Source organism: Candidatus Villigracilis affinis, assembly GCF_016705895.1.
GTDB classification, from domain to species: Bacteria; Chloroflexota; Anaerolineae; order Anaerolineales; family Villigracilaceae; genus Villigracilis; species Villigracilis affinis.
In genome coordinates this window covers 394254-418171 of the sequence record NZ_JADJKT010000037.1, presented here as the reverse complement: position 1 = coordinate 418171, position 23918 = coordinate 394254, and the positions used below count along the sequence as shown (strand labels likewise).

14 protein-coding genes and 1 tRNA gene are annotated in these 23918 nt (G+C 48.9%); all 15 read left to right on the top strand.

Going from position 1 to position 23918, the window contains the following annotated elements; translation table 11 throughout:
- Positions 1–59 precede the first annotated feature (59 nt).
- The 15 genes from IPI86_RS20555 to IPI86_RS20485 all read left to right on the top strand — a co-directional run bounded on the left by IPI86_RS20555 (position 60) and on the right by IPI86_RS20485 (position 23904).
- The gene (locus tag IPI86_RS20555; RefSeq protein WP_345299885.1) at positions 60–986 is read left to right on the top strand and encodes a hypothetical protein; all 927 of its coding nucleotides are present in this window, start codon (positions 60–62) and stop codon (positions 984–986) included.
- Positions 987–1589 carry an HAD family phosphatase gene (locus IPI86_RS20550; protein WP_345299884.1) on the top strand — a complete coding sequence of 201 codons (603 nt, stop codon included), beginning with the start codon at positions 987–989 and terminating at the stop codon, positions 1587–1589. It begins immediately after the preceding gene.
- A gap of 42 nt (positions 1590–1631) precedes the next feature.
- Positions 1632–2678 (top strand): polyprenyl synthetase family protein, encoded by a 1047-nt coding sequence (locus IPI86_RS20545; protein ID WP_345299883.1) that lies wholly within the window; start codon positions 1632–1634, stop codon positions 2676–2678.
- Positions 2679–2759: 81 nt separating this feature from the next.
- Positions 2760–2831: transfer RNA gene (locus IPI86_RS20540), tRNA-Gly, on the top strand.
- Between the two features lie 71 nt (positions 2832–2902).
- Positions 2903–3334, top strand: a complete 432-nt coding sequence (locus IPI86_RS20535; protein ID WP_345299882.1) for a response regulator — start codon at positions 2903–2905, stop codon at positions 3332–3334.
- On the top strand, positions 3327–3779 hold the full coding sequence (locus tag IPI86_RS20530) for a response regulator (RefSeq protein WP_345299881.1): 453 nt from the start codon (positions 3327–3329) through the stop codon (positions 3777–3779). The genes IPI86_RS20535 and IPI86_RS20530 overlap by 8 nt, the downstream gene beginning before the upstream one ends.
- A gap of 7 nt (positions 3780–3786) precedes the next feature.
- Entirely contained in the window at positions 3787–7653 is a 3867-nt protein-coding gene (locus IPI86_RS20525) for a GAF domain-containing protein (RefSeq protein WP_345299880.1), read from the top strand.
- Complete coding sequence (locus IPI86_RS20520; protein ID WP_345299879.1) at positions 7650–9239, top strand: GAF domain-containing protein; 1590 nt, start codon at positions 7650–7652, stop codon at positions 9237–9239. The genes IPI86_RS20525 and IPI86_RS20520 overlap by 4 nt, the downstream gene beginning before the upstream one ends.
- The gene (locus tag IPI86_RS20515; RefSeq protein ID WP_345299878.1) at positions 9232–10917 is read left to right on the top strand and encodes a GAF domain-containing protein; all 1686 of its coding nucleotides are present in this window, start codon (positions 9232–9234) and stop codon (positions 10915–10917) included. Before IPI86_RS20520 ends, IPI86_RS20515 begins: the two co-directional genes overlap by 8 nt.
- Positions 10918–10967: 50 nt before the next feature.
- Positions 10968–13331, top strand: coding sequence for a GAF domain-containing protein (locus IPI86_RS20510; protein WP_345299877.1), 2364 nt, complete (start codon positions 10968–10970; stop codon positions 13329–13331).
- Between the two features lie 2 nt (positions 13332–13333).
- On the top strand, positions 13334–15091 hold the full coding sequence (locus tag IPI86_RS20505; RefSeq protein WP_345299876.1) for a GAF domain-containing protein: 1758 nt from the start codon (positions 13334–13336) through the stop codon (positions 15089–15091).
- 42 nt (positions 15092–15133) lie between these two features.
- Positions 15134–17461: a GAF domain-containing protein gene (locus IPI86_RS20500; RefSeq protein ID WP_345299875.1), complete on the top strand. Its 2328-nt coding sequence runs from the start codon at positions 15134–15136 to the stop codon at positions 17459–17461.
- A gap of 10 nt (positions 17462–17471) precedes the next feature.
- Entirely contained in the window at positions 17472–19193 is a 1722-nt protein-coding gene (locus IPI86_RS20495; protein ID WP_345299874.1) for a GAF domain-containing protein, read from the top strand.
- Positions 19194–19211: 18 nt separating this feature from the next.
- Entirely contained in the window at positions 19212–20939 is a 1728-nt protein-coding gene (locus tag IPI86_RS20490; RefSeq protein WP_345299873.1) for a GAF domain-containing protein, read from the top strand.
- A complete protein-coding gene (locus IPI86_RS20485; RefSeq protein WP_345299872.1) occupies positions 20932–23904 on the top strand; it encodes a GAF domain-containing protein in 2973 nt (990 codons plus the stop codon). The genes IPI86_RS20490 and IPI86_RS20485 overlap by 8 nt, the downstream gene beginning before the upstream one ends.
- The last annotated feature ends 14 nt before the right edge of the window (positions 23905–23918 follow it).

Genomic DNA, 23918 nt, shown 5'->3' with positions numbered 1-23918 from the left:
TCTCCCGCCCTCGATTACAAGGTTTACTTATTCATGAGACAAGCGATAAAATACACGCCATGCGACCATCTGACATTAGATATCTAAGTTTTGGGCTTGGCATCGGCGCGCTGATCGCAAGTCTTTTTTTTATCGGTTTTCTATTCGTCCCACAACCCACCGCCCCCAGCGGAAGTCTTATCGCGGGGATAAAGAGTACGCTGATTCCTGCCACTGCACTCCCAACGGGTACAAACACAGCCAGCCCCACAGCCACCGAAGCAGGCACGTCCGCGCCGACATTTACATCGACGCCGACCGCTTTGCCAACCTCCACGCCGCTTCCATCGGCGACCGCCACACTCTCCACCGCACAGGTCATGATCGGCACGGGAGAGATCGTCCCCGCGGGTCCGCTCACGCTCGAACAACAGATCAAATTATATGAAGCGTCCCTGTTCTTTATTGCTCCGACCTATGAACAAAGCAAACAAATGTCGGTGCTTATCAATCACGTCCGCTTTTCAGACCCAAGCAACACCTGCGGGCCGCTCGCCATCGCCATCCTGCAAAAAGCAGGCATCCTGAGCGAAAGCACACTTGAAGCACACGACTTCTTCCTCATCAATCCCGATCTTGGCAAAGACCAGATCACCATCAAAACCGCGTTCCCAAAAGAACTCTACACAAACACAAGATATAAAGTAAAGATCAATCAGTTCGATTGGCGCGCCAACCCGCTCCTGCCAGGGGATTTTGTTTATATCTACTCGGGCACGGAAGGCAATTTCGAACACATGCTCGTCGTCAATCGCGTCGACTCACAAGGGCGCGTGTACTCCGTCACCAATTACAATACCGAGCAGGGCTTCATCATCGACGAAGTCATGTTGTACGACCCATCAGACCCAACGCTCGGCATGTTCGCACAATGGACGGCAAAACCCCGCGCAAAACTCGGCTCCACTGGGTTTGCGGGTTTTGAAGTCTGGAGATTAATACAATAAATGGATTCCGCCATCACAACCATCATCTTTGACTTTGGCAATGTCTTCGTTAAGTGGGATGCTCACGCCGTATACGATCGCTTCTTCCCCGACCCGCAAGCTGTTGACTCTTTCCTCCAGGAAATTCGCTTCCACGAATGGAATGCGCATCAAGACGCAGGCCGTCCATTCAAGGAGGGCATCGCGCTTCTTTCAGAGCAATACCCGCATTACGCTGACCTCATCCAAGCCTATGACACGTATTGGGAAGACAGCATCACCGACGTCTATCATGGCACAGTGGACATTGTCCGCAGGTTGAAGCGCGAAGGCTGGCCGATTTATCTACTCAGCAATTTCTCCGCCGAAAAATTCCCGCTCATGCAAAAACGCTATGATTTCCTCGACCTCTTCGATGACATGATCATCTCAGGCGAGCACAAGCTCATCAAGCCAGACCCTGCCATCTTCCAACTCACATTGGATAGGATTGGCCGAAAAGCCAGTGAGTGCTTATTCGTTGATGACTCGTTTCCAAATATCGAAGTCGCCCGCAAAATGGGCTTCCATACCATTCACTTCCAGTCACCAGAACAGCTGGAAAGGGATTTGAAAATCTGGTAAAGTCGTGCGACGCACGCTCAATCCTGCAAAACGGAAATCATCATGACAAATATTCAGAAAACCATGCTCAAGGCTGTTGAAGAGGAATTACAACGCCAGGTCGCCCGCCTCGATCAGCCCCGCACCCAACCCTTCCACGAGATGCTCACCTACCACATGGGTTGGACAGGTGACGGTGCCGGCCCGGAAGCCACAGGCAAACGCATACGCCCCTTACTTGTTTTACTATCCACTGCTTCATGTAATGAAAATGAAGTAGAAACAACAACCTCAGACACGCACACATCTTACTGGCTACGCGCAAAATCCGCAGCCGCCGCGGTTGAACTGGTTCACAACTTCTCTTTGGTACATGATGATATTCAAGACAATTCAGATAAAAGGCGCGGTAGGAATACGGTTTGGGTCAAATGGGGTGCGCCAATGGCGATCAATGCTGGCGATGCCCTGTTTGTCATCGCCAACCAAGCCGTCGTTGATCTGATCGAATATTATCCAGCGGAGATTGTGGTCAAAGCCGCAAAAATATTGAATGACATCTGCCTCGACCTGACACGTGGTCAATTTTTGGATATGTCCTACGAAGAACACAGCGATCTCGGCATCGATGACTACTGGCCCATGGTCAGCGGGAAAACCTCCGCCCTGCTCTCAGCCTGCACCCATATCGGCGCGCTGCTCGGCGGTGCCGACGAATCCAAGCAGGAAGCTTATCGCTTGTTTGGTCACCATCTCGGGCTGGCGTTTCAGGTACAGGATGATATTCTCGGAATATGGGGTGACGAAGCCGTTACGGGAAAATCTGCGGCAAGTGACTTGGTGGAAGGAAAAAATTCCCTGCCCATTCTATATGGTCTAGGCAAGCAGGGCAATTTCGCCAAACGCTGGATGCAGGGACCCATCGCCCCCAATGAGGTTAAAGAAGTCGCCGCCCAACTCGAAGACGAAGGTGGAAAAAGCTACGCAAAGGAAGTTGCCGAAAAAGAGACCCAAAAAGCCCTCGAATTCCTAAACAAAGCTGATCCAAAAGGTGAGGCAGGCAAATCCATGCTTGAACTGGCAAACCTGCTGCTTAAACGGAACCAGTAAACAGGTCAGCAATAAAGCGTAGATTTTCCTCTGCTTGACATGCCTTTTCCATGTCGCTTATAATCCAATTCATTCAACCAAGCGGGTGTAGTTCAGTGGTAGAACGCTTGCTTCCCAAGCAAGATATCGTGGGTTCGAGTCCCATCACCCGCTCTAACCAAATCGAGGATTTGCCTGCCTCGATTTTTTATTCCATCTGTAAGGTTGCTGTTATGTAGGTAGGCATGACTTACAGTAAAATTCAGGTTGGAGGCAGCCGTATGTTACCGGAAACAAAAAAAGGTACTATACTTTATGTGGAAGATAATCCCGACAACAGAAGTTTGATTCGCAGAGTTCTTGAATCTGAGGATTATGTTGTTATCGAAGCCGTTAATGCAGGCCAGGCGCTGGAAAATCTGGAAAATGGCAATATTGACCTTGTCCTGATGGATATCAACATGCCGGACATGGATGGCTACACCCTAACCGCAAAAATCAAAGCAGTTCAAAAATTTACAAAAATCCCCATCGTGGCAGTTACTGCAAATGTGATGCGCGGCGATCGCGAAAAATCACTGGAAGCGGGATGTGATGGATATATCCAAAAGCCCATTGATATTGATACGCTTTCCCAGCAGATCGAACGCTATATAACAAGGAGTCCTAATGTCTGACCAAATTCCTGCCATATCAGATACACAGCCAATTCGCAAACCGAATATCCCAAAGGATGCGGCTGTCCTGGTTGTCGAGGACAATGTTTCCAACTTTGTGCTGATCGCGCGCATGTTGGGCTATTTGGGAATCCATTGCGAGTGGAAGACATCCGGCTACGAAGTAGTGGAATATGCCGACACATTGCCACGCCTTGACCTTATTCTTATGGATATCCGCCTGCCCTATGAGGACGGCTACGGGGCGTTGAAGAAGATCCGCGCATCCGAGCGTTTCAAAGCGGTGCCGATCATTGCCGTGACAGCAGAAGCCAGCATGGAGCAAATGACAAAGGCAAAAGATTCGGGGTTCGATGGCTTTTTGGGCAAACCGCTTGACCCAGACCGTTTTCCTGATCAAATTCGTCGTATCTTAAGCGGAGAGCCGGTTTGGGAGTATAGTTAACCCGTCAATGACAGCAACTCAAACGACGCCCGTATTGGACCCAAATCAAAAAAGATATAAGGGCAGTCTGGCAGGTACTCTTGTAAGAACGCTCTTAATCTTTACTTTTCTCCCTCTCGCTTTGATGGCGGGAACGGCTTATTTTCGTACGCGTGCGTTGTTACGTGAGCAGGCGGGCATCCAATCACAAAATTTGCTCACTTCCCAATTAAGGGTTATTGACCAGGAAGTTGGCGAGAAGGAAATCCAGTTTGAGAAATTGCTCAAAAGCAGCGATTTTCAGATCCTGCTTGAGCTTGCACTTCATTCAGACCCAAAAAGTGATGAGTTCCTGGCCATTCGGGAAGGCATCCTGCAAGAGTTTAATAACCTGAATCAGCAGGAGAGTATGCCTGCATTCGATCAATTCCTGCTTCTGGACACGGAGGGGCAAATAAAAATTGCCACCGATGAAACCTGGCAGGGAAAAACACTCGACCCATTGATCTTTGATCAAAAATTTGACAAGCACCCTTCCATGGCCCTTTATGGGCTTTCACCTTTATATGAGGAAGAGCTCATTCTTGTCACAGCACTAAAATACGAGACAGAACAAGGCACTGCGCTTGGATCCATTGTGGGGATTACCGAGAAGAAAAACCTTCAAGACTTGATGCAACCGTTAAGCGGTTTGAGTTCAACATATCTTGTCCTGTCAGATCAGCAATATTTACAAGGTTCGCCCGACTCCAACAAGTTTTCAATTCTTAAGTCAGCCATTGAATCACAAGACAAGATCAGTTCCACGCTTTTTGATTTAAAAACGCAAGAAGGGATTCAGCCCGAGGTTGTCGAAGTTGAAAGTACAAACAACGCCTCTGAATTGTTCCAGATTCAATGGATGCCAAGAATACAGGCCGGGGCAGTCCTAAAAGTAGACTTAAGCCATACATATCAAAACCTCGGAAGCCTTGCCCCGTTTACGATCCTGCTGTTTATGGGGGCATTGATTGCAACCGGTCTCGTGCTTGTCTTTTGGACCGTTCGCATCATTAAACCGCTGCGATCCCTCTCTCAAATCGCCCACGGTTTTGCTGATGGAGACTGGAGTCAGCGCGCGGAAGTTAAAGGAGATGATGAAGTTGGGCTATTGGCCAATTCCTTCAACCGAATGGCTGATGAGGTGGGAAGCTTGTATCGTTCCCTTGAGCAAACTGTTGACGAGCGCAGCCGCCAGATCCGCACTGCGGCGGAAGTGGCGCAAAACGTCACTTCACTTTCAAGTCTTGATGAAGTGCTCAATAAGACCGTTGAACTTCTTGTTCAGCAGTTCGGTTTTTATCAGGCAAGTGTATTTCTGATGGATCAAAACGGAAAGACTCTTGAATTCAAGACCGGGTTTGGCTCGGCGACCAGCGGGTTGATAAAAAGAAAGTATCGCCTGGAAGTAAATTCAGATTCAATCATTGGCTGGGTCAGCGCAAATAATCAACCGCGCATTGCATCAGATGTATCCGAAGATCCGATCCACTTAAAAAACGAATTACTGCCTGAAACCCGCTCTGAAGCAAGCCTGCCAATTTCCATCGGACATCTGGTGCTCGGCGTTCTTGATGTGCAAAGTACACAAGTTGGAGCATTTGATGACTCTGAAACAGTTGCCATGCTGCAAACGTTGGCCAGCCAAACAGCTACAGCCATTCAAACAGCCGGTCTGACCGAAACCAGCCAGGTCAATTTTGAAGAGTTGTCACATCTTTATCGCTCAAGCAGATTGATCGCAGAAGCGAATACTGAAAGCGAAATATTTGAGATCGGCAGCAAAATTCTGAAGGATGCGCCCTATTCTGTCAGCATTTTCCGTACGATAAACAAAAAACTGGAATTATTCTCTCATTCCAACGGAATTAAAGGGAACATCAAACTGCCGAGTCACAACGAGGCAAGCTTAGCCGAAATCGAAAACTATCTGTTTGGCGGACCGGTGATCGCTTCAGCCACAGAGAATGGTGTACCCGCCATTCTCGTGAGCATTATGCAAATGCTCAAACTCGACTCTGCCGCCTTTTTGCCCCTCAGAAAAAGCGGAGAATTGATCGCTTTCGTCACCATGGGCGGGAATCAACGATCTCTATCCAACGCGACCATGCAGCCTTACGCCAATCTGGCTGATCTCATGGCAGTAACGATGGAAAAAGTGGATGCAATCCAGCAAACAGAAAAGCATTTGCGAGAGGTGGAAGCTCTTGTATCCATCAACGAAGTTGTTGCGACATCTTCCGACTTGCAGAGCTTCTTCATGAATTTGCTCGCTAAAATACAGCAAGTCATCGGCGATTACAGCATGATCGTCGCGCTTTACAATGAAAAAGACAATACCATCAGAATTCCATTTGCATATGAGGATGGAAAAATCACCTCGATCGAATCCTTCCCCCTCGGAGAAGGCCTCACATCGATTTTGATCCGTACGCGTCAGCCACTAATGATCGTGGAAAATACGGAAAAAAGAATGATCGAAATGGGCGCGAAGTTTTCGGGCAAGCCCGGCCGCTCCTGGATGGGCGCCCCGATGCTTGTGCAGAATAACCCCATTGGCGCGCTGATTATTCAAGATTTGGAAGAGGAACATGCGTTTGATGATGACGACTTAAAGTTCTTCAATACCATCGCTGGACAGGTGGCGGGCGTGATCCACAACGTCCACCTTTTGGATGAAAGCCAGCACAGGGCGCTCCAACTGGAAACCGCAGCGGAAATCGCACGCGACATCAGCGGATCCCTCAATCTTGATGAACTGCTGATCAAAGCTGTGAATTTCATCCGCGAACGCTTTGACTTTTACCATGCATCCGTCTTTTTGCATGACCTGCCAGGCGAATTCGCTGTGATCCGCGAAGCCACTGGTGAGGCGGGCACCCAGATGAAGCGTTCCGGGTATAAGATCGGCATTGGATCAAAATCCATTGTCGGTTATGTAAGCAGCCGCGGTGAGATGCTCGTCGTCGGCGACACAACCAAAGATGCCACCTATTATGCCAATCCACTCTTCCCTGATACACGCTCGGAAGCAGCCGTACCTTTGAAGGTCGGTGAGCGAATTCTAGGCGTGCTGGATGTTCAAAGCGTTCATCCATATGCTTTTACAGAGGATAAATTGCGCAGTCTGCAAATCCTTGCAGACCAGGTTGCCATTGCCGTGGTCAACACTGAATTATTTGCAGAAACCCAGGAACATCTATCTCAACACCGCCTGTTGCACCACATCACTACGACTGCCGCATCCGGCACGACCCTTGAAGAGGCACTCGAAAACGCGGTCAACGGCCTCCAGGTCACTCTTGGCGGCGACCGTGTCACAATCCTGCTTGCAAATCGAGAGAAAAGCATGCTTGAAGTCAAGGCATCCATGGGATACGCTGAAGATGTTGCCAAAGTACAAATACCCATTGGAAGCGGCATCACTGGCTGGGCTGCTGCCCACAAACGCCCATTGCGCATAAAAGATGTCACCGACGATCCGCGATATATACGCGTCAGCTCGAACACGCGCTCGGAACTGGCAATTCCACTTGTCTACCGTAATGAATTGCTCGGCGTTTTGAATGTTGAGAGTGAACAAGCTGACGCCTATACTGAAAATGACGAGGAAATGCTCGGCACATTAGGCGGAAGCCTTGCAGCCATCATTGCCAATGCCCGATTGTTGGAACAGATCCGTGTACAAGCCGAGCGTGAACGTCTCATCTATGAAGTGACAAGTAAGATACGCAGATCAACGGATATTCAATCCATTCTAAACACGACCGCAAGCGAACTCTCAAGGCTTACCGGCGCGCATTACACAAAAATCCGCATCAAACCTGATGACACGAAACAGGAAAATAACCAATGATGGAAAGCAATTCCACCAACCCAGAATATAGTCCTGAAGAGGCCACACGCCAGTTGTACAAAACCTGGCGTGAACAATTTACGATGCCTCTACTAATCGGGTCGCTGGTGTTGGGCGTGCTTGCCTTAATTCCGGCACTGAGCGGTGCTGGCAACACGATCATTAAAGTGTTGTTCGTATCGGTTTATGTATTGACTGGGATCGTTACCGTTATTCGCTTTCCGTATTCAATACGCATGGGCGTTTTCCTTCTTAGTATTTTCGCACTGGCACTGGGTGAGCTATTTACACATGGCATCTTGGGCGACAGTCTTTTCTTCTTCCTCGGTCTGATCGTTTTCGCCACACTCATGCTTTCCCCCAGAGCCGGTATTGCGGCAATCGTTTTGGACATCTTGACGTTTGTGGTGATCGGCTTGCTCATGCAAAATGGGCAGCTCATTCCAATCAACCCAAACGCATCACCGGCAAAACCAAGCGACTGGATCAGTGCAGGCGCCGCCATTACCATGTTTGGTGTGATCATCATTTTGGGATTCCAGCGTTTGGAAGCCGCAATTTTCGAAACGCAGAAACAGATACAGAGTACGTTAAGCGTTCTCAAACACGAACGTGACAACCTCGAGAATAGCGTCACCGAACGCACACAACTCCTTCAAAAGGTCAATCGTGTCGGGCGATCCATTACCGCCATTCTTGACCCCAATGAATTACTCAATCATGCAGTATTCTTGATCAGCGATGAATTGGAATGTTATTACACGGCGATATTCATCATCGATGCCACTAATCAATGGGCCGAGCTAAGAGCAGCCACCGGAGATGCAGGCAGGGTGTTGATCGAAAACAAGCACCACTTGAACATCAATGGGAAAAGTGCTGTCGGCACCGCCATCCGCGTAAAGCAGGTGCGGTTCACTCTTGACGGGGGAACGGATTCCGTCCGATCTGATAATCCCCTGCTCCCATACACACGCTCACAGATTGCGTTGCCGCTAGCCATTGGCGACCGTGTTATTGGCGCCCTGGAACTGCACTCTACAAAAGAGAATGCATTCCTACAGCAGGACGCCGATGCATATCAAAACATGGCGAATCAGATCTCGATCGCGATCGAAAACTCCCGACTTTTCACAGAATCGCAACAAAGTCTCGCCGAAATGAGTGCAACCCAACAACAATATCTTAAGGGTGCCTGGTTATCGCTTGCAGCGGACCAAAAACTTGAATATGCAGTTGGCGATAGTGAAACGATTGAAAAACAAGAAATCGAGATTCCGCTTACCCTGCGCGATCAAATCATCGGCCAGATCAACATGTCGAGTGCAAACGATTGGACGCCCGAGCAGAAGAACCTGATCGAATCCGTGGCTATTCAGGCGGCCCTGGCTCTCGAAAACGCACGTCTTGTGGAAGAAAGTCAGTCCATCGCCACACGCGAACGGCTGGTAAATGAAATCACCTCAAAGGTTTGGGCATCCACGACCATTGATAGTATTCTCCAAACCACTGTCAGGGAATTGGGTCGTGCACTCGAAGCCGCAGAAGTAAACATTGAAGTATCCATGAGTGACAATAATGAATAGCAGCAATCCATTTTTCAAGTCACCTGCCGTGGACAGTTCGAATCCAGCCGCCTTTGATTATATTGGGTGGCGCGAGCAGTTCATTTCTGCCGTTTTACGTATTGCCTGTGTCCTGGGTGCAGCCTTAATAGCAGTTTCATTTCCCACCGCTTCAGTCACCGACCGTGTGTTGTTCCCAGTTCTGTATATTGTTCTACTCTCGATCACAGTTCTAAAGACTCCGTACTCGGTACGAGCAGCCACGTTGCTTTTTATGGTTTATATAATTGCAACGAATTCGATCCTCTCATGGGGGCCGTGGATCGACGGAAGCGTATTTTTTATCGCATTTATCATTCTTTCATCATTATTGTTCGATAAGCGTATTGATCTTATCGCGCTCCTTGTGAGTATTTTGACCTTTGCTTCGATCGCCACTTTACAACAACTTGGCATTTACAAGTTTGCGGCCGCTGGCGTACCCGTCACCACAATTGTGGACTGGGCAACATATGTGATCGACTTCTCCATTATTAGTGCGATTCTGCTCGTTGCCATCAACCAATTCAAGAAAGCGCTTACACGTGTTATTCAAGAGATGCAAAATGCATTCAGCGCGCTCACAATTGAACGTGAACGATTGGAAGACAGGGTCCGCGAACGAACCGAGGAACTTGAAGCACGCGCCTCCCAACTTCGCTCATCAACAAGCGTCACCAGAACGATCGCGGAGATCCAAAACATTTCCGAGTTGATGGAAGAATCAACCCGGCTGATATCTGATCAATTTGGTTATTATCACGCGGGTCTATACCTGCTTGATGAACGTAAAAAAACAGCCTTCCTGCAAGCTGCATCGTCCGTTTCCGGAAAACAGCTGATTGGACAGGGCTTCCGCATTGAGCCAAACAGATTAAATATGACCAACCTTGTCATCGAACAAAGGCGTCCGCAAATCTCCCTTGACATTGGCGAGACGAATTTTGTTCGTGACCCGAACTTCCCGCTCACACGATCACGGATCATGCTGCCTCTCACCGTCCGCAGTCAGGTGATCGGCATTCTGGATATTCACTCCGATCAACTCAAAGCCTTCGATTCACAGGATGCTGAAGTCCTGCAAACACTTGCTGACCTGATCGCCATTTCCATCGATAACGTTCGTCTGTTGGATGAAACAAAAAGCCTCGTCTACGAATTGGAAGCCAACACAACCCTGCAAGCGCGCGAAACATGGTCAAAGTTTACGAGTCGTCACAAACCTGCCTATCAATACACCCCCGCCGGAGTTCGTCCACTTTTCTCGAACCTGAAGGCCGACAAAGGCGATGGCATGCATATCCCCATGATTTTGCATGGGCAGAATATCGGAAACATCCTCTTGAAGCGGAAGGGAATTTCGGCCTCATGGTCTGAACGCGAACGCATTCTTGTGGAAAAAGTGGCCGCACAGGTTGCCCTTGCTCTTGAAAACAGCCGCCTTGTGGATGAAACGCAGAAAAACGCCATGCGCAATCAAGTCATTGCAAACATTTCATCGCGCGTTCGCGAAACTTTGGATGTTGAATCGGTAGTGCGCACAGCAACCACCGAACTACGCAGAGTATTCGACCTCAAGGAGGCAGAGATCAGCATCGGCGCACCGCAAACCGAAGTCCTGCCAGCAAGAAAAAACACCAGTTCACTTAAATTAAAGTAACAAAACCATAACTTCTAGTTCACTACAACAGCCATCCAAAGGAAAGTTACATGCTCACTCGCAGCGCCAAGACATCAGCCAGATCATTGACAATGCCTCCAAAGAGAGGCTTATTTGGCCGTCGGGTGAGTCTGCGAATCAAACTTCCAATGGTGGTGATTTTCCTGCTGTTATTTGCCTTGTTCGCCTCCAGCTACTTGAGCATCCAGGCGGCCAAAACAGCTTTGACTGATACCCTCAAGAACGAGTTGATCGCTCAAACGGCGTCCAAGGCAGAATTGATTCGATCGAATCTGATCTGGACAAAAACGTCAGCGGTGGATCTGGCTGCATCTGCCGAGGTTGGAAACTATGACGAAGAAAGTATTAAAAAAGCCATTCGCAATACCTTGAGCCACAACGAGCAAATATTCGGCTCCACCATTGCTTATGAACCGTTCGAATTCCAGGCAAATGCCTATTACTGGTCACCTTATTACAGCCGCACACCTGGCGGTGAGTTGCAGTTCACCCAACTTGGGAACCCGGAGTACAACTATTTTGGCTGGGAATGGTATACCCTGCCAAAAGAGAAAAATACTCCTGTTTTATCACCGCCGTATTTCGACGCGGGAGGCGGTGAAATTTGGATGGTCACCTGGAGCGCCCCATTCTATGATGATGCAGGCAAGTTTAGAGGTGTGGCAACAGCCGATATTGCCTTCTCGCAAACACAGAACATCGTAAACCAGATAACCGTTGGAAAGAGCGGTTACGCCTTTTTATTGAGTCCCGAAGGTGTAATCCTTGGGATCGGCGAGAATGGCGGAGAATATCAAACTATGGTGGACTCCATGATTGCCGCTGCGCAATCGCCGAAATCTTCAGGTTGGGCAAGTATGGTTTCCTCGATGATCAAAGGAAATTCAGGGTTCGCGGAAACAATCGACCCACAAGGACGCTCCATGTTCGTTGCCTACTCACCCATCGGATTGGAAACCGGTTGGTCGCTTGGGCTCGCTTTTCCACAGGCTGAACTTTTTCAGTCTGCACTGCAGCTGCAAAACACGCTTGGAATTTATACTGCCATCGTGGCTGTCATCATTGGCGCATTTTTGTTTGTATACACTTTATCGATCACTGAACCGCTGCGCCGACTCACCTTCTATGTAAACCGTTTTTCTTCCGACAAAATAACTCGGAACATAGAGCCGGTCCAAATTCACACACGTGATGAATTGGAAGATCTTTCGAATGCATTCCACAACATCACTTCCGACCTGCAGAATACATTCTCCAACTTCGAAGAGCGTATTGCCGAACGCACACGGGAAACCGAAAGACGCAGCATTCTTTTAAAGGCTGTGGCAGATGTTGGTAAAGCCATCACATCCTTCCGTGACCTGTCCGAGTTGTTGCAGCAAACGACCTATCTTATCAACGACAACTTTGGCTATTATCATATTGGCATCTTCCTGCTGGATGAGCATAAGGAATACGCAGTTCTGAGTGCGGCGAACAGCGAAGGCGGACGTCGAATGCTTGAGAGAGGGCATCAGCTCAAAGTCGGCGAGACCGGCATTGTCGGTTATGTCACCCAAAACGCAAAAGCCCGCATCGCTTTGGATGTGGGTAAGGACGCTGTTTACTTTGACAATCCAGACCTGCCCGAAACACGCTCAGAAATGGCGCTCCCTCTTATCGTCAGCGGACAAATCCTCGGCGCGTTGGATGTGCAAAGCACGGAGCCACAGGCCTTCTCAGATGAAGACAGCGCCACTTTGCAGATCCTTGCAGAACAACTCGCCGTTGCAATTCAAAATGCGAATCTGTTCAATGAAACCGAAAAAGCATTGGAAGCATCCAGGGCTGCCTACAGCGAATTAAGCCGTGAAGCCTGGAGCAAGATCCTGCGCAACCAGCCTCGTATCGGCTTCATTGCAACTCCCCCCACCACCACACGAACACATTCCGAGGTCGTGGAGCCGAGTATTGCAAAAGCGTTTGACACGGGCGACATCATCATTGGAAATGATAATCTTACGATCAGCATTCCTGTCAAAGTGCGTGGACAAACCATCGGTGCGATCCGTCTGAAAAAAGCCGAGATCGCCGAAGCTTGGACGCAGGAAGAGATCAATCTCGCGATCGCATTATCAGACCAAGTCAGCGGTGCTTTGGAAAGTGCTCGTCTCTATCGAGAATCGCAACAGACAGGTGCTCGTGAAGCGCTCGTTTCAGATATCTCGTCTCGCATCAGTGCAATCTCCAATACAGATGCCATCCTGCGTGAAACCGTACAGGAATTGGGGCAGGCGCTTGGCGATGCGTCGGTCACTTTCCAGTTGTTGAATCAATTCAATGGGCAAAAACAGGCCGAGATCCAAATTAAAGGAAGCGAGCCTCCTGGCGAAATCAGAAAGGCGAGAGAATAATCATGACAACATCCAGACCGCCTTTTAACAGCCAAAACGCATCCCGTTTTGAGCGCATTCGCGAAATGGCACAAAGACTGATCACTCCCGACTCCTCGATCAAAGAGGTGAGTGAGTTTCGCCGCGCACAATTACTATCCAGTCTCGCGCTTGTGCTAAGCCTGCTCTTTTTCATTGTGCTGCTTTATGGACCAAGCAGTTACGGCGTATTTATTTTCCTGACCCTTATCTCGCTTATATCCTATGCCTTGAGCAGAACCAAATACTACAAACTGGGAACTTACCTATTTTCCTACGCATTTACAGCGATCGGTTTTTTCAGGATTTACCAGGGCGAAGTTACCAGCATTGAAGCGTCTATTGCTTCGACTGTACACATTTCGCTCGTGATCTCGAGTGCATTACTTTCACAACGAGGGTTCCTCGGCCTGGTGATTCTTTCAACGATCGCGACCTTTACCGCTCCCTTTTATTCAGATATCTCCCTGATCGCAAATTCATCGGAGCAGCTTTCAGCCAACATCGGCCGCACCGGCGGAATCGTATTTTCGATCGGCATGATCCTTTACAGCATTCAGGTATTCCGCGCATATCTAGACAGGGAAAAATTAAAAGAGTTAACCGATATCAACCGTGAACTCGAAGATGTGAAAGAAAGCCTTGAACAACGAATCGATTTACGAACGGCCGAACTTGAAAAAGCAAATCAACAGGTACAGGAAAGAGCCGCCCGCTTTCAGGTCATTTCTGAGATCTCACAGGAAATTTCTGCAAATGTGGATCAAAAGCCCAAGGAATTGCTCAACCTGATCACAAGGTCGATCAGCGAAAAACTCGGCTTTTATCATATTGGAATTTTCCTGCTCGACAAAAATCGCGAATTTGCCGTGTTGCGAGCCGCAAACAGTCAAGGCGGTCAGCATATGGTTGAACGACATCATCAGCTAAAAGTTGGCGGTACAGGCATCGTGGGATACGTTGCACAGGCAGCCCGTCCGCGCATCGCGCTCGACACGGGAACTGATGCCGTCTTTTTCAACAACCCCGACCTTCCAAAAACCCGTTCGGAAATCGCCCTGCCGCTCAAATACGGGTCCAAGGTGATCGGCGTATTGGATGTGCAGAGCACCCAGCAATCCGCATTCAAGGATGAAGATGCAAATCTGTTAAGCACACTCGCCAATCAAATCGCAATCGTCATCAACAACATTATTATCGCCGAGCAAGGCGACTCTGGATTTGCTGCACAACAATTTTTCCAAGCTAATAAACAGCAAAGAAAACAAGGTACAGAATCTGGATTTTCCTACCTATCAGATGGGACAATCGCAACTGCACGCCAGTTAAATGATCCAGCCACGGAACAAGCCCTCGCATCTGGCGAGACCGTTGTACTGGCCCAGCCTTCGAGGAACATCCCCCCCACCCTGGCAATCCCAGTCAAATTCCGCGACCAGGTGATCGGCATCATTCACGTTCAGGCAACTGAAAAGAACAGGCGCTGGACCGAAGACGAAGTCGCCATGGTTCAATCCATTTCAGATCGGGCGGCGCTTGCGCTTGAAAATGCCCGCCTGTTCGAAGAAACCGTCCGCCGTGCAGATCAGGAAGAAACGATCGCGAAAGTCACCACCCAGATCGGCGCATCCACAGATTTCAAGCATATCCTGCAAACCACCATTCAGGAACTTGGACAGGTGCTGGGCGTATCGCGCTCCTTTATTCAGATGGGCCCGCTCAATAACGACGAGAATCAATAACGAGACCACTTTAATTTCAAACCGATCAAACCAAAGGTTGATATGAGTCAGAGCACAACAACACAAAACGCTTCAGCAAGAAGAAACACCACCCTTTCGCTTCAAACGCGTCTGGTGCTCTTTGTGTTGCTGATCGCCCTTGTGCCGCTGATCATCATAGCCGTCCGCGATACCATTCAAACTCAGGAAGCATTAACGAACAGCGCCAAGACCTCCCTAAGATCCAGCGCAGAGCAGACCGCCAACAGCCTCGATACCTTCCTCCTGACTACGTTGAATTCAATCGAAATTGAATCGCAGATATCGGTCTTCACGGAGTATTTATCCCTGCCGATCTCACAGCGCATCACAGGCAGACCGGAGCAATTCCGCGCCCAAGGGCTGCTGAACAAATTGAGTACAAAAGACGAAGTCAATATCATCTCCTACGCGCTTGTGGATGTGGAGGGAAACATCCTTTTGGATTCAGCCCCTCAACGCGCTGATAAAAACGAATCAGACGAGGCCTATTTTCCACAGGTCCGTTTCAGCACCGAACCGATCATCACCGAAGTCGTCTACGACGAAAGCGGAGTCACCGCCATAACATTCGCCAACCGAGTGCTGGGGTCGAACGGCAGTTACCTTGGAATTCTACGGGTGAAATACGATTCGAGCATTCTGCAAAGTATCGTTGTAGACAGCTCGAAAACCTCAGCCAATGCCTTGGTGTTGCTTTTGGATCAGGTCTACATCCGCCTTGCAGACAGCCGAAATCCAAGCCTTATCCAAAAATCGGTCGCCCCGCTGACTCAAGTTGACTATTTACTCGCTATCGAAGCCAGACGGTTTCCAGACCTGCCTCGCGAAGAATTATCCACGAATTTCTTTGAGTTCGAAGATGCGCTAGACAATGCCGTAAATGAACCTTTCTTCAGGGTCGATATCACACCCAACATTCCCGGCGACGACACCATTGCGATCGCAGCCATGAAAACTCGTCCGTGGGTCGTGGCTTATAGCCGCCCCACTTCGTTGTTCCTTGCAGATGTTCAGAGTCAAACTCGGGCAAATGTGGGGCTGGTCACAGGTGCATTGATCCTGATCTCCATTATTACGACTCTGGTCGCCAGAAATTTGACCGATCCGATCATTGCACTTACGAAAACAGCAAACGCCATCTCACAAGGTGATTTAAGTGCCCGTGCGGAAGTAAATACCTCTGATGAAATCGGCTCATTGGCTTCAGCGTTCAATTCCATGACTGACCAGCTTCAATCCAGCCTTTCAGGTCTGGAGGAACGTATCTTTGAACGCACCGCCGACATTCAAAAGAGAAACCTCGAAATGGAAGCCATCGCAGATGTAGCCCGCGAAATCGCCATCATCCGAGATATGGATACCCTTCTCAACGTTTCCACAAGCTTGATCCGCGAAAAGTTCAATTTCTACCATGTCGGCATTTTTCTTGTGGACGAACGCGGCGAATATGCCATTTTGCGCGCAGCCAGCAGTGTCGCCGCTGAAAAGCTATTGGAGAGAAAATACAAATTACGAGTAGGCCAGACAGGGCTGGTCGGAAACGTGACCGGAACAGGTCAGGCGTATATCGCGCTCGATGTGGGTCATGATGCCGTACATTTCGAGAATCCATTTTTGCCAAACACACGCTCAGAGATCGTGCTTCCGTTGCGCAATCACAATATCACGATCGGCGCACTGGATATTCAGGTTGATATTCCTACAGCCTTTGATGAACGCGACATCCAGACATTCCAAATCCTTGCAGATCAACTCGCCGCTGCGATCGAAAATGCGCAATTGGCACAGCAAGTGGAAGAGAACCTGGCAGCTTTAACCAGTACAAATCGTTCACAAACGCAACAGATCTGGCGCGCGATCGTAGATCAGCAAAAATATTCTGCATATGAATATGATGGTCTGCAAATCAAGGCTGTTCCACAGGATCTTCCTGCCGACATCATGGCACAACTGAATAACGGAAAGCCGATTGCCTACATGCAGAACGCCGACAGCAAGAATGCAAAAAATACCCTCATGATTCCATTAATGGTGCTTAATCAGGTCATCGGTGTAATCGGCCTCGAACAGGAGAATCCGAACCACGTTTGGACGGAAGAGGATATTGCCGTTGCACAGGCCGCGGCAAATCGTGCTGCGCTAACACTTGAAAATGCGCGTCTTCTGGAAGAGAGTCAACGACGAGCCACAAAAGAGCGCGCCATCTTCGAAGCTACATCGCGAATCGGTGCCGCGCTGAGTGTTGAGAATATTCTACAAGCCACGGCTGAAGAGCTGGAAAGGATTGCAGGCGGGTCTGAGATTACCCTGCAATTCCAATCAGATAATGACGCAAAGCCTGAACAATAACGGTGAAATTATGAGAGCAGCACAATTTTCCAATTCTGGCGAAGGTAATTCAAGCGCCAAACTAATAAAAAACCTTCTGATCATTTCGATCATTGCAGATGTAGCGGCTTTGGCTGCTTCTGCATTTGCCGGTTTTGGCTGGGCTTATATTATTCCCATTGGCTCATTGTTATTGCTCGCAGTGGTTAGTTATGTATTTTTGACACGCGGTAATCTTATACCGGCACAAGTCATTCTACCTAGTTCGTTGTTTGTTGTCATTACTTACATTATCGCCTTTCCGCCAGGATATGGCCTTCATGACATCAATCTTCTGGCTTATGCCGTGGTGATAAGTCTCGCCAGCCTCACTCTTGGGCAACGCGGCGCATTTGCATTCACTTTCCTGATCATTCTTGCTGTCATGGGGATTGGGTTTGCAGAGATACGTGGAATTATTGTCTCTCCGACCAGCTCATTGACATTGCCCATTTCGCCTGTAGCGATATCCATCGTGGTTCTCGCGATCGCATTTATCCAAAGGGCACTTATCAATTTGTTGAGTGAAAGCGGAGAGCGTGCCCAGATCAGTGAAAAGGAAGTCATTGAACGCAACCAGAAATTACAGGAATTCAGTTCCAATCTTGAAAACCTGGTGCAAGCCCGTACAACCGAGCTTGATATTGCCAATCGCGTCAATGAACATCGCGCGCACATGTTTCAAGCAATCGCACAGGTAACCCGCGCCATCATATCCACTCAGAATTTACAGGATCTGCTTCCGCAAATTACTCAGGTGATCAGCCAGCAGTTTGATTTTTATCATGTTGGTATCTTTCTGCTTGATTCGAATAACGAATTTGCCGTGCTTTCCGCAACGAACAGCAAGGGCGGACAAAAGATGCTTGATCGGGGTCACAAGCTACGTGTGGGCCAGATCGGCATTGTCGGAACGGTGGCAGAAAACGGGAAACCGCGTATCGCCTTTGACGTTGGAATGGATGCCAATTTCTTCAACAATCCCGACCTCCCGGAGACACGCTCCGAAATGGCTCTTCCGCTTTTCAGCAGCCGCCAGCAATTGATCGGCGTTCTCGATGTCCAAAGTGTCGAGGTGAACGCATTTAGTCAGGATGATATTCAGATCCTCACAACGCTGACAGACCAGGTTTCTGTTGCTATAACCAACGCCCGCCTTTATGAAGAAACTCAAAAGGCACTTTTGGAATCAGACCTGTTATACCGCCGCAACATTCAAACAGGTTGGGCAAAATTCACCCGTGCACAAAAGCTTTCGGGAATTCGCAAACAAGGTGTAAAGGCAAATCTCCTTTTTGAGCCTGTAGAATTACCCGGTTCTCAGGAAGTCACCCATTCCGGGGACATTTTCCAAAAGAAGGCCGACCAGGACGATCAAAACACACATATGACCATCCCAATGAAGTTGCGTGGAGAGGTGGTGGGGCTCCTGAATATTAAAACAGACGGCGACCGCGAATGGTCTCCAGACGAAATGGATATCATCAATGCGATCATGGAACGCGCCGCCTTGTCCATTGATAATGCACGTCTCCTTGCGGAAAGCCGCAAGATCGCCGAAAAAGAACGTGTTATCGGCGAGATTTCATCCAAAGTAAGTTCCTTCACCAACCGCGACAATATTCTGCAAGCGGCAGCAGCAGAAATTGGACGTGTCATGCCTGGCGCTGAAGTAATTATTCAATTGCAAAAGAAGAACGATCAAGACAGGTAAGCGGAGAACAGCCATTTCATGTTAAACAACTGGTTCTCAGATCCCGAAGATACAAACCCGTCATTTGTACGAATGACGAGGAATATCCTCATTTTTACAATTATCGCAAACCTGATAATCCTGCTGTTGATAACCGGTTTGATATTTGACAATTCCCAAAATACGGCATCAAGCATTGCCTTATCAACAACTCTTGTTTTGGAGATCATCTCATTAGCATTTGTTTTGCGCGGAAATCCCCTTCTTGCCAAGTTAGTCGTTCCGCTGGCGCTGTTTATCGCCGTTACCTATTCAGCCATCAACGCCAACGGCTTGCACGATCTTTCAATGCTGGGCTTTCCCACTGTCATTGTGATTGGCGCGTTGCTGCTTAGAAAGAGGTCGATTCTCATCACCACACCCATCGCCGTCATATGCGTGGAAATTGTGGCATTTGCAGATATCACAGGTATTACAAAATCTGACATGGCCCAAAAGACCGACGCCGCTGATGCCTTAATCGCTGGAGTTCTGGTAATTGCCATTTCGGCGCTACTACAGCTCCTCATAATACGGCTGAATGAAAGCGCAGAGGAGGCTCGAAAAAATGAAGCCATGCAAGTTGACGCCAACAAGGAACTCTTATCCTTACAAGCCAACCTTGAGAATCGGATTCTGGAACGAACAAGGGAATTGAATGAAGCAAATACATTCAATGAGCGGCGTGCCGCAAACTTTGAAGCCGCTGCGCAACTTGCACGCACGGTTGCCAGTTTCCGCGACATCAACAAACTTCTTCCTGCGATAACCGAAGTAATCAGCAACAAATTCAATTATTACCATGTGGGCATATTCCTAAACGACGACACACAGGAATACACCATCCTGACCGCCGCCAACAGTGAAATTGGAAAGCGGCTGCTGGCTGACGGACTTCAGATCAAGATCAGCCAGACGGGTCTTATCCCCTCGGTTGCACGAACAGGCACATTACGTGTCTCGCAGGATGGCAAGCAAAGTTTTAACTACTCTTCTGACGCCGTGGACTTCGTGGATACCCAATCGGAACTTGTCCTCCCAATGAGAATCGAGAACACCATCATCGGCGTTATTGACATGCACAGCGAAAGCCTGAATGCATTCGATGACATCGCCATCAATATTCTATCCATTCTGGCTGACCAAACCGCCATCGCCATTCAGAATACGCGCATTTACGAAGAGACACAAGCAGCTCTGGCGGAAAGCCAGATTCTTTACGGCACTGTGATCAAGCAGGCTTGGCAGACAAACATCCGCTCAGAGACCAAGCTGGGGTACCGTTTTGCAGGCTCAACACCCATGCTGCTTGAAAAACCGATCACATCCAATGAGATACGAACCGCCCTGGAAAGCGGAGAAACCGTCATTACTCAATCAGAAAATCGTGATGGCACCAGTGGGAGCGTACTTGCAGTACCGCTGACGCTTCGCAACGAGACCATTGGCGTGATCCATGTAAAAATGCCTGCGGACCTGGAATTGGGAGAAGACGAAGCAGACATCGTGCGCGCAGCCGCGGAACGTGTGGTTCTGGCGCTGGAAAACTCAACATTGCTTGAAGAATCGCAGAGGCGCGCATTGCGTGAACAGACCATTGGACAAATATCCTCGAAGATCGGGGCAGGGACCGAGATCGAAACGATCTTGAAAACGGCTGTTCGGGAATTGGGCAGTCAGATTAGCGGCGCCCAGATATCGGTTGAGATTGGAAGCGAAAATGAATAACGGTATCAATCCAACAAACTCACCCAATATCCGCACGTCAATTCCGCAGACGGTGGATAAAACGCTTGTGCGTAATGCTTATAGCATCAGCATTATGCTCATTATTGCTGCGATCCCAAGCGTTGGGTTATTTGCATATTACGGATTACAGGTCGGTTCATGGCAGATATTAATTGTTGCTGCAATCATGTTCATTGCCAGTTTCGGAGCCGTCGCCGCCCTCTTTTTGATTCGGCGTAACAGATCAAGCCTGGCTATGATGATCGTGATCACAAATTTCACGATCACCTTTGTTGCCATACCTTTCTTCATTCAAGGCCTTGGACTTCTGTTGGCCTTGTCTATGTTCATTCTTGCGGTATCCATTACCGGCTTGGCAATGCCTACCCGCTATGCTGCATCAGGATTAATCGTCGGGTTGTTATCCGGCTCGACAATCCTCATTCTCGACTATCTTATCCTTGGCGAAGCAAGAGTTCGAGTTCCTGATCTGGAAAGAAGTACTGTATTTATCGTAATTGGCTTTGCAATATTCTTTGCTGTCTTCACTGCCCGCCACTTTAATCGCTTCAGCCTGCGCATCAAGATCACCATCAGTATCCTGATTACTGGCAGTGCGATTGTCACCGCATTGACCTGGTTTGCTGCAAATCGAACTGGAACGATCGTCAACATACTTACAGACAGGTACGAAGCCGCATCCACAGAGAATATCCAAAACCAGCTTGTCGGGGTCGCACGCGACCAGGCAAATCTCGCAAATTCATTCTTTGAAGGGATGTTGAATGATCTTGTTGCGCTGGCGAATTACCGCGCAAGCCTGGAGCAGCAGAGTGCCGTTTTTGTCGAAAGCCCATACTGGAACGCAGAAACCCGTATCTCTCAATTTCCCAGTGGACAGTACGGGAATTCCGCCACAGACGTTGCTTCAATTTTTATTCCATCAACAATTTTGGTTGATGAAGCCATTTACAACGAACTGAACACTACAGCCTATCTGGATTTCTTCGCGCCGAATTTCCTAAAAACGCACCCGGGCGCGGTCGCCGTCTACTATATCGGAAAATCAGGTACCACAACCTACTATCCAAACATTAGTCTTGCGCAAAATGTGCCTGCCGACTTTGATGCAACCAAGGAAGACTTCTACACCATCGCGACCCCGGAAAACAATCAATCACGCGAACCTCGCTGGACAGATACTTATCAGGACCCGGCAGGCAACGGACTCGTTACCACGCTCTCCATCCCGGTATATTCCAACGACACATTTCTGGGAGTGATGGGACTCGATGTACAGCTTGAGCAAATTGCCCGAACCATCGCCAATGTCCAGGTTGGAGATACGGGGTACGCATTTCTTGTGGATAAAGCCGGTCATATCCTGGCCATGCCACCGCAAGCCTATTCAATGTACAGATTATCGCCGGAGGAAGTATCCTCAAATTCCGCCCGCGAATTATCGGTCCTCGCAAAGGGACCCTTCGATCTTCAGGAAGCAACCGCAAGGATGATCAACGGTGAAACTGGTGTAGCAACGATCGAAGTAAACAACTCCAATTCGTTTTTCATTTTTTCACCTGTGGTAACGCCAAATTATCGCCTGGGTATCGTTGCCCCTGAATCCGAATTTACAGGCGAGTTAATCGCTTCAAGGAGCGAGATCGAACAGACCATCCAATCAGCATTGCAGGGCGTTGCCATCATTTTGATCCTGCTGCTCATCGGTGCGATTATCATAAGCCTATGGATCGGACAGTTGATCACACGCCCGCTCGTCCGCCTAACACAAACAGCGGAAACAATCGCCTCGGGCGATTTCTCTGCCCGTGCCAATGTGGAAACCGAGGATGAAACCGGCGTCCTCGCCCGATCTTTCAACAGTATGGCAGAGATACTGAATAACACGCTTCTCGGTCTTGAGCAAAGGATTACCGAGCGTACCAGCGAAATCGAAAACGCAAATGCAAGTATCGCACGCCGTGCTGGTCAGTTCGAAGCCATCGCCCGCGTAGCTCGTACCATCAGTTCTGCTCAAACATTGGAAGCACTCCTTCCACAAATCGCCGATACAATCTCCGATCAATTCGGTTTCTATCATGTAGGCATCTTCCTGTTGGATTCTCACAGGGAATATGCAATCCTTGCTGCCGCAAACAGCGAAGGCGGAAAAAGGATGCTGAACCGCAACCACCGGCTACTGGTCGGAGGGACCGGCATCGTGGGCTTTGTGACCAACTCCGGGCAGCCCCGCGTCGCTCTTGACGTCGGAATGGATGCGGCTTTCTTCAACAATCCCGACCTTCCAGAAACCCACTCCGAAATTGCCCTCCCCCTCCTCATCGGTATGGAAGTCATTGGCGCATTGGATGTACAAAGCACAGAAACGAACGCCTTCTCTCAGGAAGATGTCAGCATTTTATCCACGCTTGCTGACCAGGTAAGTATCGCCATTCAAAATGCTCGTTCTTATCAGAAGAGCCGTGAAGCACTCAACCAGGCGGAAGCCGCTTCGATGCAAATGAGTGAACAACAATGGGGACGCTTCTTTGCAGACCAGCCTGCGAATGGGTATGTGTTTGACGGTATCGACGCGAAGGATATTAAATTCTCGGGCATTCCAAGCAACAACACTTACACCGTCCCGCTTATCCTGCGCGGCACAAAAATTGGAACGCTTAAACTAAATGCAACCAACCCTGACCGCACCTGGACAGACGATGAGATCGCCATGGCACAGGCAACAGCAGAACGTACTGCCCTCGCCATTGAAAACGCCCGTCTGCTGCAGGAGGCACAAAAACGAGCCGCGAAGGAACGTGCCATTGGGCAGATCACAGCCAGGATCGGTGGTTTGGTCAACATCGAGAGCATCCTGCAAACTTCAATTCAGGAATTGGGAAACACACTTCCATTTACAGATATCGCCATTCAAATATCCCCTGAACAACCAGAGCAAAAGTAAAGGCTCAGGAGAAC

What these genes read in the sequence shown, in the direction of transcription:
- IPI86_RS20545 (WP_345299883.1), top strand. Translation starts at nt 1,632, where the DNA reads ATGACAAATATTCAGAAAACCATGCTCAAGGCTGTTGAAGAGGAATTA.
- IPI86_RS20505 (WP_345299876.1), top strand. Translation starts at nt 13,334, where the DNA reads ATGACAACATCCAGACCGCCTTTTAACAGCCAAAACGCATCCCGTTTT.
- IPI86_RS20555 (WP_345299885.1), top strand. Translation starts at nt 60, where the DNA reads ATGCGACCATCTGACATTAGATATCTAAGTTTTGGGCTTGGCATCGGC.
- IPI86_RS20485 (WP_345299872.1), top strand. Translation starts at nt 20,932, where the DNA reads ATGAATAACGGTATCAATCCAACAAACTCACCCAATATCCGCACGTCA.
- IPI86_RS20515 (WP_345299878.1), top strand. Translation starts at nt 9,232, where the DNA reads ATGAATAGCAGCAATCCATTTTTCAAGTCACCTGCCGTGGACAGTTCG.
- IPI86_RS20535 (WP_345299882.1), top strand. Translation starts at nt 2,903, where the DNA reads ATGACTTACAGTAAAATTCAGGTTGGAGGCAGCCGTATGTTACCGGAA.
- IPI86_RS20495 (WP_345299874.1), top strand. Translation starts at nt 17,472, where the DNA reads ATGAGAGCAGCACAATTTTCCAATTCTGGCGAAGGTAATTCAAGCGCC.
- IPI86_RS20490 (WP_345299873.1), top strand. Translation starts at nt 19,212, where the DNA reads ATGTTAAACAACTGGTTCTCAGATCCCGAAGATACAAACCCGTCATTT.
- IPI86_RS20510 (WP_345299877.1), top strand. Translation starts at nt 10,968, where the DNA reads ATGCTCACTCGCAGCGCCAAGACATCAGCCAGATCATTGACAATGCCT.
- IPI86_RS20550 (WP_345299884.1), top strand. Translation starts at nt 987, where the DNA reads ATGGATTCCGCCATCACAACCATCATCTTTGACTTTGGCAATGTCTTC.
- IPI86_RS20525 (WP_345299880.1), top strand. Translation starts at nt 3,787, where the DNA reads ATGACAGCAACTCAAACGACGCCCGTATTGGACCCAAATCAAAAAAGA.
- IPI86_RS20520 (WP_345299879.1), top strand. Translation starts at nt 7,650, where the DNA reads ATGATGGAAAGCAATTCCACCAACCCAGAATATAGTCCTGAAGAGGCC.
- IPI86_RS20530 (WP_345299881.1), top strand. Translation starts at nt 3,327, where the DNA reads ATGTCTGACCAAATTCCTGCCATATCAGATACACAGCCAATTCGCAAA.
- IPI86_RS20500 (WP_345299875.1), top strand. Translation starts at nt 15,134, where the DNA reads ATGAGTCAGAGCACAACAACACAAAACGCTTCAGCAAGAAGAAACACC.